The organism is Modicisalibacter radicis (genome assembly GCF_900961225.1).
In the GTDB taxonomy this organism is placed as follows: domain Bacteria; phylum Pseudomonadota; class Gammaproteobacteria; order Pseudomonadales; family Halomonadaceae; genus Modicisalibacter.
Genome location: NZ_CAAHFN010000109.1, coordinates 120462 through 133935, shown reverse-complemented (window position 1 = coordinate 133935; position 13474 = coordinate 120462). Strand labels below are relative to the sequence as shown.

At 67.9% G+C, this 13474-nt stretch carries 9 protein-coding genes; 2 read left to right on the top strand and 7 right to left on the bottom strand.

Annotation, left to right across the window (positions count from 1 at the left end):
• Positions 1–120: 120 nt before the first annotated feature.
• Positions 121–2367: a mechanosensitive ion channel family protein gene (locus HR9077_RS18810; protein ID WP_244613364.1), complete on the top strand. Its 2247-nt coding sequence runs from the start codon at positions 121–123 to the stop codon at positions 2365–2367.
• A 242-nt stretch (positions 2368–2609) separates the two neighbouring features.
• Entirely contained in the window at positions 2610–5960 is a 3351-nt protein-coding gene (amt, locus tag HR9077_RS18805; RefSeq protein ID WP_136068834.1) for an ammonium transporter, read from the top strand.
• 35 nt (positions 5961–5995) lie between these two features.
• On the opposite strand, the gene HR9077_RS18800 is transcribed toward amt, so the two are convergent.
• From HR9077_RS18800 to deoD, 7 genes are all read right to left on the bottom strand, one after another.
• A complete protein-coding gene (locus HR9077_RS18800; protein ID WP_136068833.1) occupies positions 5996–6910 on the bottom strand; it encodes a LysR substrate-binding domain-containing protein in 915 nt (304 codons plus the stop codon).
• A gap of 83 nt (positions 6911–6993) precedes the next feature.
• Positions 6994–9018, bottom strand: coding sequence for a CocE/NonD family hydrolase (locus tag HR9077_RS18795; RefSeq protein ID WP_136068832.1), 2025 nt, complete (start codon positions 9016–9018; stop codon positions 6994–6996).
• Entirely contained in the window at positions 9015–10583 is a 1569-nt protein-coding gene (locus HR9077_RS18790) for a BCCT family transporter (protein WP_136068831.1), read from the bottom strand. Before HR9077_RS18790 ends, HR9077_RS18795 begins: the two co-directional genes overlap by 4 nt.
• Before the next feature lie 296 nt (positions 10584–10879).
• A complete protein-coding gene (locus HR9077_RS18785) occupies positions 10880–11302 on the bottom strand; it encodes a hypothetical protein (protein ID WP_136068830.1) in 423 nt (140 codons plus the stop codon).
• Positions 11286–12185 carry a J domain-containing protein gene (locus HR9077_RS18780; protein ID WP_136068829.1) on the bottom strand — a complete coding sequence of 300 codons (900 nt, stop codon included), beginning with the start codon at positions 12183–12185 and terminating at the stop codon, positions 11286–11288. The genes HR9077_RS18785 and HR9077_RS18780 overlap by 17 nt, the downstream gene beginning before the upstream one ends.
• 138 nt (positions 12186–12323) lie before the next feature.
• Positions 12324–12746: a cytidine deaminase gene (cdd, locus tag HR9077_RS18775; RefSeq protein ID WP_136068828.1), complete on the bottom strand. Its 423-nt coding sequence runs from the start codon at positions 12744–12746 to the stop codon at positions 12324–12326.
• Positions 12743–13474: a purine-nucleoside phosphorylase gene (gene deoD, locus HR9077_RS18770; RefSeq protein WP_136068827.1), complete on the bottom strand. Its 732-nt coding sequence runs from the start codon at positions 13472–13474 to the stop codon at positions 12743–12745. The genes cdd and deoD overlap by 4 nt, the downstream gene beginning before the upstream one ends.

The window sequence follows — 13474 nt, the reverse complement described above, 5'->3', positions numbered from 1 at the left end:
TCTTGGCTTTGTCGTTGTCAGGCGTCAGGCTTGCCTATCGCGGATCTCACAGGGGGAGAGGAAATGCCGTTCAGGGGGCTTTTAAAGCGGCTACTTGGAACCGGGCTGATAGGCCTTTGCGTGGCGTTCTCGAGCGCATCGCCGGGCCAGGGCATGTCGTTGAGCGCGCTCACCGGGGGCGGCGGCGAGCAGGCCCAGGCCTCGGCCGATCCCGGTCAGCTGCGCGAGTCGCTGGATAGCGTGATCGCCACCCTCGAGAACGATGCGCAGCGCGGTGAGCTGTTGACCCAGTTGAAGCGCCTGCGAGCCAGCGCCGGGGCGCTCGAAGCGGGCGAGGAGAGCGAAGCGCCCCAGGGCCTGCTGGGGGCGCTGGCCGAGTCGTTCACCGATCTCGGCGAGCAGGCCGAGGCCGGCCATTCACCGCTGGATATCTGGGCGCAACGCGCCCGGCGCGCTGCCGACGACACCGCCCAGCTGGTCGAGTCGATGGGGCGTGCCGAGCTGGCGCGTCAGCTCGCCGAGGCGGCCGTGCTGCTGGCGGTGTGGTTCGGTCTGCTGACGCTGTTGATGGGCGGCGGTCGATTGCTGGCACGCCGCCGCGACTGGCCGCTGGCGCTGCCCCCGGAGCCGGGCGTCAAGCTGTTGGCCATCCACTTTCTGCGCAAGGTGCTGCCCTGGGTGGCGGCCTTCGTCGTGATGCTGGCCAGCCTGCGCTGGCTATCGGCGCCCACGCCAGCCCGCGCCACGGTGCTGGTCATCGCCTACGTGACGCTCTGTGGACGTTTCCTGTCGACGGTCTTCGATGCGGTGATCTCGGTATTCACCCGGGGGCATCGTCGGGTGGCGGTGGCCCTCCTGCGCCGGCAGGCGCCGCGCCGCCTGTTCATCATCGGCGCGCTGGCCGCCTTCAGCGATGCGGTCAACAGCGAACGGCTGGCGACGCTGCTGGGCGGCGACCTGGCCAGCTGGCTATCGGTACTCGCCAACGTGCTGGCCGGCGTGATGAGCGGGGTTCTGGTGATACGCCTGCGGCGTCCGGTCAAGCACCTGATTCGCAATCGTCCCTACGCCGAGCGCCGCGATCAGAGCTCGCTACGCGACCTGGCGATCATGCTGGGCAATTACTGGCACATTCCCGCGCTGTTGCTGATCGGCGCCTCGCTGGCGGCGATCTTCGTCTCGGCGGGGGAGGCCGACGGCGCCTTCACCCGGGCGATTCTGTGCGCCGCGTTGCTGATCCTGACGCTGGTCGCCAGTGGCGGGTTGCGGCGGCATGCCGAACGGGTCGGCGCGGCCAGGCGCACCTCCCAGTACCGGCGTCGGCTCAAGCGCTTCCTCTACACATTGGGACAATTCCTGTGCTGGGTGCTGTTCGCCGAGCTGTCGTTGCGTATCTGGGGCTTCTCGTTGCTGGGGATCGGCGATGAAGGCGCGGTCAGCGCGCGCATCGGTCAGGCCCTGCTGCGCATCGGCTTGACCGTGCTGCTGGCGTGGCTGGTGTGGATCTTCGCCGATACCGCCATCCAGCGGGCGCTGCGCAGCGCCTCCGGCACCCGCGGGCGGCGCATCAACAGCACCCGTGCCCAGACCATCACGCCGATGGTCCGCAATGTGGTGTTCTTCACCATCCTGGTGATCGCCTCGATCGTCGGGCTGGCCAATCTCGGCGTCAACGTCACACCGCTGCTCGCCGGTGCCGGGGTGATCGGGCTGGCGATCGGCTTCGGCGCGCAGACGCTGGTCCAGGACCTGATCACCGGGCTGTTCATCCTCATCGAGGACTCGCTGTCGATCGACGATTTCGTCGATGTCGGCGGCCACATGGGCACGGTCGAGGGACTCAGCCTGCGTACCGTGCGGCTGCGCGATCTCGATGGCATCGTGCATATCATCCCGTTCAGCCAGATCAAGGGCATCCAGAACTTCGCCCGTGAATTCGGCATCGCCCTGCTGCGCATCCGGGTCCCCCACAACATGCCCATCGACGACGCCGTCGCCCTGGTCCGCGAGGTCGCCGACGAACTGCGCCAGGACCCGATGATGCGGCATCACATCTGGTCGGCGCTCGAGCTGCAGGGCATCGAGAGCTTCGACCAGGGCGCGGCGATCCTGCGCGTGCGCATGCGCACCAGCCCGCTGATGCAGTGGGACGTGGCGCGGGCCTTCAACCTGCGTCTCAAGCAACGCATGGACGGCGACGGCATCGACCTGTCGCTGCCGCGGCTCAGCGTGACGTTCGAGAATCCGCCCTTCGACGGGGCCGGCCCCGGGCGCGGCGCCTCCGAGGATGCCAGCCGGACCATGACCGCCCCGGGCGAGACATCCCGCTCCCAGGAAGGCGCCCAGGAGGGCGAGGCGCCCCAGTAGTGGCGGCTGGCACCGATATTGCTTTCACTAATGTAGGAGCCCTGTCATCGACGTCGTGGCGCGGCGCAGGCGGGCCGACCCCCGGACGGAGACGGCCCGGGGCACCGCTTTGATGCCCCGCGAGCGACGAATGCACCGTCGGGGTGCTCGACACGGCTCGGTTCCCGTCTGGTCGGGACCGAGCCCCCATGGCCGCATTCAGGGAGTGAAGGTGCGTCGCAGAGCGTGAGGAGCGCATGCCGATGGATGTCTCGCTACTGGATATGCTGTGGGTGCTGTGGGGGGCGATGCTGGTATTCATCATGCAGGCCGGCTTCCTGTGCCTCGAGTCGGGGGTCACCCGCGGCAAGAACGCCATCAACGTGGCGATGAAGAACCTCGCCGATTTCACCGTCACCGTGGCGGCCTTCTGGCTGCTCGGCTTCGGCCTGATGTTCGGCGACAGCATCGCCGGCATGGTCGGCGGCTCGCACTTTCTGCCCCGTCTGGCGGTCGGCGAGGATGCCTGGCTGGCCTGCTTCTTCCTGTTCGAGGCGATGTTCTGCGCCACCGCCACCACCATCGTTTCCGGTGCGGTGGCCGAGCGCATGCCGTTTCTCGCCTACCTGCTGATTACCCTGCTGGTCGGCGTGTTCGTCTACCCGCTGTTCGGCCACTGGGCCTGGGCCAGCGCGTTGGGCGAGCATCCCGGCTGGCTCGAGACGCGCGGCTTCGTCGACTTCGCCGGATCTACGGTGGTCCACAGCCTGGGCGGTTGGGTGGCGCTGGTGGCGGTGTTGCGCATTGGCCCGCGCCAGGGTCGCTTCACCGACGGCCAGCCGGCCACGCCGGTCCCCGCCAGCAACCTGCCGCTGGCGATGCTCGGCGTGCTGCTGCTGTTTCTCGGCTGGTTCGGCTTCAACGGTGGCAGCACCCTGGCGCTCGATGCCCGGGTTCCGGGGGTGCTGGTGAATACCGTGATGGGTGCAGTCGGCGGCGTGCTGTCGGGCATGCTGGTGGGCTGGCGGCTGCGTCGTTATGCCGAGGTGACCTATGCCATGAATGGTGCCATCGCCGGGCTGGTGGCGATTACCGCCGGCGCGCATGCACTGACCGCCGAACAGGCGCTGGCGATCGGCGCGGTCAGCGGCGTGTTGATGGTCCTCAGCAGCGAGGCCCTGCTTCGCTGGCGCATCGACGACGCCGTGGGGGCCATTCCCGCGCACCTGGTGGCGGGAATCTGGGGAACCCTGGCGGTCGGCCTGATGGGGGATCTCGCGTTGCTGGGCACCGGCCTGACCCGCTGGCAGCAGATCGAGGCGCAGTGCCTGGGCATTGTCGTCTGCGCGCTGTGGGGCGGCGGCAGCGCCTGGTTGCTGCTGGCACTGATCGGCCGGGCGATGGCGCTGCGGGTCTCGCCCGAAGCCGAGAAGCTGGGTCTCAACGTCGCCGAGCATGGCGCACGCAGCGAACTCTTCGAGCTGCTCGAGGCGATGCGCCAGCACGAGCATAGAGGCAACGTGCAGGGTCGCGTCGCCGCCGACCCCTTCACCGAGGTGGGCGAGATCGCCGCCAGCTACAATCGCGTCTCGGCGGCGCTGGAAAAGGCCATGGCGCGGACCCAGGTCCTGGTGCGCAATCTGCGCGACGGACTGGTGACCTGGCGCGCCGACGGCACCCTGACCAGCCTCAATCCAGGCGCCGAGACGCTGTTCGGGGTGAGCGCCGAGCAGATCGTCGGCCAGCCGCTCGAGCGCTTGATCGGCGGCGCCCCGCCGCAGCCCGGTCAGCGCCGCGAGCTGCGCGTCAACGATCCCCGGCAGGGCGCCCGCTACCTGGAGCTGCAGTTCAGCGAGGGTGCGTCGGGTTCCGAGGCGGAATGCGCGGCGCTGGTGCGCGACGTCACCGAACGGCGGCGTATCCAGGAACAGTTGCATCGCGAGCGCGATCTGGCTCAGGTCACGCTGGCCTCGATCGGCGACGGGGTGATCACCACCGACGAGGGTGGGCTGATCACTTTCCTCAATCGCGAGGCCCAGCGGCTGACTGGCTGGGACCGGCAGGCGGCGCTCGGCCAGCCGATCGGGCGAATCTATCAGCTGATCGACGAAGTCAGCGGCGAGGCGGTCGCCAACCCCGCGCGCTGGGTGCTCAGCGGCGGCAAGCCGATCGCCGCCTCGGCCTCGCATCTGTTGAGGGCACGCGCCGGCGAGCCCTGCCCGGTACAGGACTCGGCGGCGCCGATTCGCGCCCGCAACGGTTACATCATCGGCGCGGTGGTGGTCTTCCACGATGTCTCGGTGACCCGCGACCTGTCGCGCAAGCTCAATCATCAGGCCAATCACGACGCACTTACCGGCATGGCCAACCGGCGTCGCTTCGAGGCGGCGCTGGGTGAACTGGTCGAGCGAACAAGCGGCCATCATGTGCTCTGCTATCTCGATCTCGACCAGTTCAAGGTGGTCAATGATACCTGCGGACACATGGCCGGCGACGAGCTGCTGCGTCAGGTCGGCGCGCTGTTGCGCGACAGGCTGCGCACCTCGGACCTGCTTGCCCGGCTGGGTGGCGACGAGTTCGGCATCATCTTCTACGACTGTCCGCTGGCCAAGGCCCGGGCGCTCGCCGAGGGGCTGCGCGGGGCGATCGACGACTTCCGTTTCGCCTGGCAGGGGCGGTCGTTCTCGATCGGCGTGAGCATCGGCCTGGTCGAGGTCTCCGGGGCGCGTCCCCTGAGCGACGTACTGAGTGCCGCTGATGCCGCGTGTTACGCGGCCAAGGAAGCGGGACGCAATCGCGTGCACGTCTACCAGACGGACGACAGCGTGCTGATGGAACGTCACGGCGAGCTGCAGTGGGTTCCACGCCTGCAGGCGGCGCTCGACGCGGATCGCCTGCGGCTGTTTGCTCAGTCGATCGTCGCCATCGGCCGGCCGGATGGGCCGCGCCATCACGAGATCCTGGTGCGCATTCAGGAGGGCGACCGGCTGGTCGAGCCGGGCACCTTCATGCCCGCCGCCGAGCGCTACAATCTGATGCCACGAATCGATCGCTGGGTGGTTGGCAACGTCCTGGCGTGGCTCTCCGACAGTCGCGATTGTCGCGAGGGTTGCGGTCTGTGGTCGGTCAATCTGTCCGGCGCGTCGCTGTCCGACGAGCGCTTCTGCGAGGAGCTCATCGAGCGGGTCGCCGCCGCCGCGCTGCCCGTGGGCACGCTATGCTTCGAAATCACCGAGAGCACCGCGATCGCCCAGCTGTCGCGGGTCACCGAACTGATCCAGCGGCTCAAGGCGCTGGGCTGCAAGTTCGCGCTCGACGATTTCGGCGCCGGACTGTCGTCGTTCGGCTATCTCAAGCAGCTGCCGGTGGATTTCCTCAAGATCGACGGGCGCTTCGTGCGCGACATCGACAACGACCCCATCGATCGGGCGATGGTCGAGGCGATCAATACCGTCGGCCACACGCTCGGTCTTCGGACCATTGCCGAGTTCGTCGAGAGCCGGGCGATCATGAACCAGCTCGAACGGCTGGGGGTGGATTACGCCCAGGGGTTCCTGATCGATCGGCCCTGTCCGCTGGAGGCATTGGGCGAGGTGCGGGTGATGCCGCGCTAGATAGGCAGCGGCCAGGGCCCCGCGCACGGCCCGGCTCAGGCGGAGGGCGACAATACCCACTCGCGGAAGGCGCGCATCGGTTCGCTGAGGTGGCGATGCCGCGGCATGAGCAGCGAGAGTCGCCCACGACTGGGCAGCGAGTGGGGCATGGCACGCACCAGCGTGCCCTGGTCGAGCTCGGCGGCCAGCAGCCGGGTCCAGCCCAGCGTCACTCCCTGGCCGGCCAGGGTGGCGTTCATCAGCAGCTGGAAGCTGTTGGCGCGCAGGGTATGGGCGGGCGGATGCCAGTCGAACGCCAGTGCGCGAAACCAGGTCTCCCAGGTCAGCCAGTCACGGTAGTGGTCCTCGACCACCATCAGCGTGTGATGGGCGAGCAGATCGCCCGGGGAGCGCACGCCACCCTGGCGCTCCAGGTAGACCGGGCTGCAGACCGCGGCGACCTCCTCGTGATCGAAGATCGCCTCGGCGTTCAGGCCGGGCGGGTCGACCTCGTGCGGCACGTGGTAATAGATGCCGAGGTCGAACTCCGCCAGGTCGAGGCGGTGGGGGTCCTCGACGGTGAGGATGCGGATTTCGATATCGGGATGGGCATGCTGGAAGTCGGGCAGTTGTCGCGCCAGCCAGATCGAGGCGATGGTCGGGCTCGAGGCCAGGGTGAGCTGACGCTCGCCGCTGCGCCGACGCAGGCGTGCCGTCTCGTCGCGAAGCTCGCGCAGCAGGCCCTGAACCACGCGGAAGTAATGCTCGCCGGCGGGCGTCAGGCGCAGGCCGTCGTGGTGACGCTCGAACAGCGGGCGACCGAGGTCGTCCTCCAGCCGCTTGATCTGCCGGCTGACGGCGCTCTGGGTCAGGTGGAGTTCGTTGCCCGCCTGGGTGAAGCTGCAGTGGCGGGCGGCGGCTTCGAAGGCACGCAGGCAGGCCAGAGGAGGAAGCGCATCGCGAGTAGACATGAAAGCATCCGGAACCGAGTTCTCTCGGCCCCGGAGCATAGCATGCGGCGCGCCGAAAACCGTCGTCGCTCGGCGGCTCACGGCTAGATCGCCGTACGCGGAATCTCCCGCTCCCAGCGCTTGTCGCTGACCAGCGTCTCGCCCTCGTACGCCAGCTGCTCGGCACGCAGGTAGAAGGTGGTCTCGTCGCAGTGCAGCTGATAACGGCTGGTCACCTCGACCGCGAACTGCCCGTCGCCTTCGTCGCGGCGGGCGCGGTAGACCCACTCGATGTCGGCACGGGTACGCGTGGCGTCGGTCGGGTGGCTGGTATAGACCTCTTTCGCCTTCTGCTCGACGCGCAGGCCGTGATCGGCGAAGCGGATATCGCCCATGTCGTCCTCGACGATCACCGTGACCTCGCCGCTGCCGACATCCTCGCTGATGGTGCGCTTGGGCCGGCCGGCACGCAGGGTGTCGACCCGGCAGGGTGTGGCGCTCTCGGGTGGCTCGAACGGCATGGGAATGGCCTCCGCTTTCGATAGCGGCAACTCGAGCGTCGGTGCGCCGGCCTTGAGTGTCAGATCGGCGCGCTTCTGTGGCGACCACACCAGCGGAAAACTGGCGCTGGAGAGTGCCACGCGCAGGCGGTGTCCCCTGGGCAGGCGATAGCCGATCAGATCCAGCGCCACGCGCACGTCCATCGGCTCGCCCGGTACCGGCGGGGTGAGCCTGCCCGGGTCGTCGCGCAAGTTGAGGTTGAGCGTGGCGTAGCTGATCAGCGCGCTTTCGCCGCTGGGGGCGACGTCGCACAGGCGGACGTGGAACTGGCCGCACGCTTCGCTGCTGGTCAGGGTCACCGACACCGCCGGCTGGCCGAGGATATCGAGCCCGTCGGCGCAGGGTTCGGAGTCGAAGGTCAGCGACAGGCCGTCGTCGCGGCGCTGGTCCGGCGGGAAGTCGGCACCGAACCACAGCGGGATGTACTCGCCCTGCAGCGAGCCGGCAGTGAGCGGCGAGGCGATCAGGCGGTCGGCGCTCAGACGGCCATCGGCTTCCAGGCCCCGATCGCCGAGACCCAATGTCAGCGTCTCGATCTCGTCGGCCGGTGCCGGCCAGCCGTGGGTGCGAACCCAGTGGCCGGGACGCTCGAGATACTTGGGCGCCGGTGGCACGCCATCCTGCAGGTAGAAGGTGCACTCGGGCTCGTCCATGATCCCGGTATCGATGCCCTTGAGCCAGTAGTCCCACCAGCGCAGCGCCTCCTGCAGGAAGCCGATGGCGGGATCGGGAATCGCGAAATGCGGGTACTTGTGCATCCACGGCCCCAGCAGCGCCTTTTTCGGGCAGGAGAGATTCTCCATCATGCGCGGGATCGTATTGACGTAGGAATCGCCCCAGCCGCTGATCATGTAGACGGCGGCGTCGATCGCTGCATAGTTCTCGCAGATCGAGCCATGACGCCAGTAGTCGTCGCGGTGCTGGTGCTCGAGCCAGGGATCGGCCAGCAGCGGCATGTTGTCGAGGCGGTGCTTCCACATCTCACGCCAGCGGCTTCCGACCAGCGCCGGGTCGGGCACCGCCGCGGAGAAGCTCAGCATGGTCGCCGCCCAGCCGAGATTCTCCAGCAGCATGTTGCCGCCCTTGTAGTGGATGTCGTCGGCGTAGCGGTCGTCGGTGGAGCACAGCGTGATGACCGCCTTGAGCGGCTCCGGCCTGAGCGCGGCCACCTGCAGGCCGTTGAAGCCGCCCCAGGAGATGCCCATCATGCCGAGCTTGCCGTCGCACCAGGGCTGCGAGGCGATCCAGTCGATCACTTCCAGCGCATCGGCCTGCTCCTGGGGGGCGTACTCGTCCTCCATCAGGCCGTCGGATTCGCCGTTGCCGCGCATGTCGACCCGCACGCAGGCATAGCCGTGGCCGGCGAACCAGGGGTGGGTCAGCTCGTCGCGCACCGCCGTGCCGTCCCGCTTGCGGTAGGGCAGGTACTCGAGGATCGCCGGCACCGGCCTTGACTCGGCATCCTCCGGCAGCCAGATTCTGGCGGCCAGGCGAGTGCCGTCGGCCAGCACGATCCACTGGTTCTCGATTTCGCGCACGCGGTGCGGGAAGTCCTGTCTGATCTTCATGCCTCGTCCTTGGCGGTGGGTGAGGGGGTCTTGCGTGTCGGCACCGTGTCGAGCCGCCCTGGATGCTTGAGCCAGACCCACAGCGAACCGCTGGCCAGCAGCACGATCAGCATGGCGGGCAACCCGCCCAGGTTGGAGAGCATCTTGATGCCGTCGATCCCCACGAAGCTGACCATGACCCAGGAGACCACGCCGACGATCACGCCCCAGATCACCTTCATCGGGACGCCGGCATTGAGGTCGGAGTCGGCGGTCAGGCCGCGGGTGCAGAGATTGCCGATGGCGTCGGTCTGCGAATCCGCCGCGGTGACGTAGGAGATGTAGGCGATGAACAGCAGCAGCGGAATCCACACCTGCGAGAACGGCAACTGGCGGAACAGCTCGTAGAGCACGTTCTCGACGCCGCGATCGTTGAGCACGGCATACAGATCGGCGCCGCCCGTGTCGAGATGCGACTGGAAGTAGAGCGCGGTGCCGGAGAAGATCAGGATCCACACGCTGGCGAACAGCGCCGGGTAGAGCAGGTTGACGCGCAGGAACTCGCGCACGGTATAGCCCCGCGAGATCTTGCCCAGGAACAGCGCCGCCACCGGCGCCCAGGCGAACCATACCGCCCAGTAGAAGATCGACCACCACTGCGGCCACTGGTCGTCGGCGGCGGCGCCGGTGAACAGGCTCTTGGTGAAGAAACCGTCGAGATAGACGCCGAACGACTCGACGCCCAGCGCCAGGCAGAACACCGTCGGGCCGACGATGAACATGAAGACGCCGAGAATCGCGAGCAGCACGGCGTTCAGCGACGATAGCCGGGCGATCCCCTTCTGCAGACCGCTGGCGGCGGACAGCACGAAGGTCACCACGATCAGGGCGATGATCACGCCGAGCCGCAGCGGGCTGGTTTCGCCGCCGAGATACTGGCCCGCGCCGCCGGCCAGGGTCAGCGCGCCGGTGCCCAGCGAAGACGCCATGCCGGCGACCAGCGCATAGAGCGAGATGGCATCGATCAGCCCGCCGAAGCGCTTGATCGCGGGGCCGAAGATCGGCTCCAGCATGCTCGAGATCGAAAAGCGCAGGCGCAGGTTGTAGAAGGCGAGCGCAAAGATCAGCGCCGGTACGGCGTAGATGGCGTAGGGCGTGAACGACCAGTGCAGGAACATGGTCGACATCGCGAACAGCATGGCATCGCTCGAACCGGCCTCCAGGCCGCTGGAAGCGGGCGGGCCCATGTAGTGGTAGAGCGGCTCGGCGGTGGTCCAGAACAGCACGCCCACGGCCAGCGTGGTGCACAGCGTGATCGAGAACCAGCGCAAGCGGGAGAGCAGCGGGGTGGCCTCCCGGCCGCCGATGCGGATACGACCGAGCGGAGAGAAATAGACGATCACCGCCATGATCAGCAGATAGAGGCTGCCCAGGCTGAACAGCCACGAGAAGTTGGTCAGGACCGCGTCGTTTAGCGCGCTGGCGGTGGCCAGGAAGGCGTCGAGGTCGACATAGCTGGCAATAACCGCGACCAGCAATATCAGAAAGGTCGGCCAGAATACCAGTGGCCGTAGCGAAGTCTGCATACCCGTCTCCCGTTGTCGTTATCGTGCGGCTCATGCGCCGCTGGCATGACGAACTACTCTAACCCTCCCGTCATGGGGGCTCCCAAACGCAAACTGGGAATGAGGTCATGCGTGCAGCGCATGGCTGGCCGCGAAGAGTCGCGGCCAGCGACACGGCCTGGATGGACGCGTGGCGCCAAGGCGGGCCAGGGTAGAAGGAAGCGCGAAAAGAAGGGGAAGGGCAAAGGGCAACGACTAACGGGCAGCAGGGAGCAACGCCCCGACTGGGCGATCGACCGTTCCGGTTGCCTGCGATACTAGAGGCCGCTCAACCACCAGCCCAGCGCCAAGGCGGCGCCCCCCAGCGTCGCCACGCCGGCCAGCCACCACGGCATCCGGCGCCGCCAGCGTCCCAGCGTCGACTGTGCGGCCACTGCGGCGTCGAGCTTGGCGACCAGCTGGTCGTGACGCGACTGGGCGAGATCGGGGGCCAGCGAGAAGTCGTTGGCCACGTCGCCCTGCCAGTGCGCGCCGTGGGTCAGCCCCAGCCGTGCACGCAGCCGGCCCAGTTCGCTGAGCATGCCGTGGAGGCCATCGTAGGCCTCGCGCCGGGCACCGACGCTGAGCACCGCGGCGGCGTCGGCCTTGAGGGCGCTGTTGTCGCAGGCGTCGATGGCCGCGCCGATCGCGGTGTCGTCGGCGCTCGGCTCGACCCCCAGGCGTTTATACAGATCGCGCATCTTGCATCAAATACTCATAGGCGTTCTTGATTCGCTGGAAGCGTTGCGAGGCGGTCGCCATGCGCCGCTCGCCGTGGCTGTAGAAGCGATCCGGGTGATGGATCTGGGCGAGCCGCCGATAGGCCTTCTTGATATCGCTGCGAGTGGCCCGGGCGTCGAGCCCCAGCACATGCAGTGCGCGCAGCGAACGATCGCCGGGGGGCGGTCGCTCGTCGCGGCGGCGCTCGTGGCGATCCTCGGCGCCGGCGCCCTGGCGGTACGAGTGGCGCTGGTAGGCATGCTCTTCGCGCTCCCGGCGTTGCCGTTCTTCGTGATCGCGACGCTGGCGCTCCTCCTCATGACGCTGGCGCGACTGCCGTTCCCGTTCCCGCTCTCGCTCGTGGTCGCGTTGCGACTGCTGCTGACGGGCGTGTTCGCGTGCCTGCCAGTAGTCGGCGCGGCTGGGATCCTCGGGGCTTTCCAGCGGCCGGCCGGCGACCTCCTGAAAAAGCTCCCTGAAGGCTGCCGGCGCGACACCCAGCAGATCGGCGAGAAAGCGCAGGATATGGTTGTTGCTGGCGGCCAGCTGGCCGTTGCTGGTGGCCAGGCCGATGGCCTGGCGCAGGAACGGGAACGACTGCTCGCTCCACCAGTCCTTCTGCAGCACCTCGGCGGCCAGTTGGACGGCGGCCATGTCCTGGCCGGCGGCGATCTCGATCAGCGGCGTCAGGGCGTGACCGTGGCGAAAGCCGTCGGCCAGGGTCTCCAGGTACTGCTGGTCCTCGGGCAGCACGTTGCCCTTGCTGACCATCACCCAGGCCAGCAGCAGCAGGGCCGCGGTATCCGTCTGGTTGCGGCTCTTGAGGAGCAGCAACTCGAACGGCGAGAAACGCGCTGAGACCATCGACGACTCCGTACGGGGTGCGGGAATTGAGCGAGCGACTGACGGAAGGCCGAGTATACCCAAGTGGTGCGTTGGATGGATGGGGCGGCACTGCGCCGATGGTCTCACGCAGCGCCGTTCGAGCGAGGCGGGACCCGTTCAGTCGTGCATCGGCGAGGGCTTGCCGATGTTCTCGGGGCCGAACGAGTCCGGCAGCAACGCGTCCATGGAGTAGCTCTTCAGCCATTGACCCCGGCCGTCGAGGACGTGGATGCGCGTCGTCGGCGAGGCGAATTCGCGGATCCGTTGCCGGCAGTCGCCGCAGGGCGTGCACAGATGCCCGGCGGGGCCGATCACGTAGAGCGTGTCGATGCGCCGCTCGCCGTTGGCGACCATCGCGGCGATCGCCCCGGCCTCGGCGCACAGCCCCTTGTAGTTGGCGATCTCGACGTTGCAGCCGGCGTAGCGCTGGCCGGAGGCGGTCTCGATCAGCGCGCCCACCGGATGCGCCGAGTAGGGCGCGTAGGCCTGGTCGCGCACCGCCAGCAGACGCTCGACGATGCTCGGGTCGATGCCGCTCATGACGTCGGCCTCGCCCGGTCATCCCTCGAGAGCCCCTCCAGGGTGACCGCCATCATCTCGGCAAAGCCGGTCTGGCGAGTCACCGCATCGAGCGCTTCGCCCTCGAGGATATGATCGGAGACCGTGCACACGGTCAGGGCGCGGGCGCCGAATTCGGCGGCAACGCCGTAGAGACCGGCGGCCTCCATCTCGACGCCGAGGATGCCGTGACGCTTCAGGGTCTGGAAGAACTCGACGTCGGGCGTGTAGAACAGGTCCGCCGAGAACAGGTTGCCCACCTTGACCTGCGTGCCGCGTTCGCGGGCGGCATCGAAGGCATGGCGGGTCAGGTCGAAATCGGCGATGGCGGCAAAATCGTGCCCATTGAAGCGGGAACGGTTGACCCCGGAATCCGTGCAGGCGCCCATGCCGACGACGATATCGCCGACCGCGACGTCGTCGCGCACCGCGCCGCAGGAACCGACCCGCACCAGGCGCTCGACGCCGTACTCGGTGATCAGCTCCTTGGCGTAGATGGAGAGCGACGGTATGCCCATGCCGCTGCCCATCACGGATATTCGACGGCCCCGATAGGTGCCGGTGAAGCCGAGCATGTTGCGCACGCGATTGACGCACTCGATCTCCTCGAGAAACGTCTCGGCGATGAACTGGGCGCGCAGCGGGTCGCCGGGCATCAGTACGGTGTCGGCGAAGTCGCCCGGCCGGGCTTCGATATGCGGCGTGGCCAT

Bases quoted from the DNA above. Each gene is read 5' to 3' on its own strand.
- amt (WP_136068834.1), top strand. From the start codon at position 2,610: ATGGATGTCTCGCTACTGGATATGCTGTGGGTGCTGTGGGGGGCGATG.
- HR9077_RS18800 (WP_136068833.1), bottom strand. From the start codon at position 6,910: ATGTCTACTCGCGATGCGCTTCCTCCTCTGGCCTGCCTGCGTGCCTTC.
- HR9077_RS18795 (WP_136068832.1), bottom strand. From the start codon at position 9,018: ATGAAGATCAGACAGGACTTCCCGCACCGCGTGCGCGAAATCGAGAAC.
- HR9077_RS18790 (WP_136068831.1), bottom strand. From the start codon at position 10,583: ATGCAGACTTCGCTACGGCCACTGGTATTCTGGCCGACCTTTCTGATA.
- HR9077_RS18785 (WP_136068830.1), bottom strand. From the start codon at position 11,302: ATGCGCGATCTGTATAAACGCCTGGGGGTCGAGCCGAGCGCCGACGAC.
- HR9077_RS18780 (WP_136068829.1), bottom strand. From the start codon at position 12,185: ATGGTCTCAGCGCGTTTCTCGCCGTTCGAGTTGCTGCTCCTCAAGAGC.
- cdd (WP_136068828.1), bottom strand. From the start codon at position 12,746: ATGAGCGGCATCGACCCGAGCATCGTCGAGCGTCTGCTGGCGGTGCGC.
- deoD (WP_136068827.1), bottom strand. From the start codon at position 13,474: ATGGCCACGCCGCATATCGAAGCCCGGCCGGGCGACTTCGCCGACACC.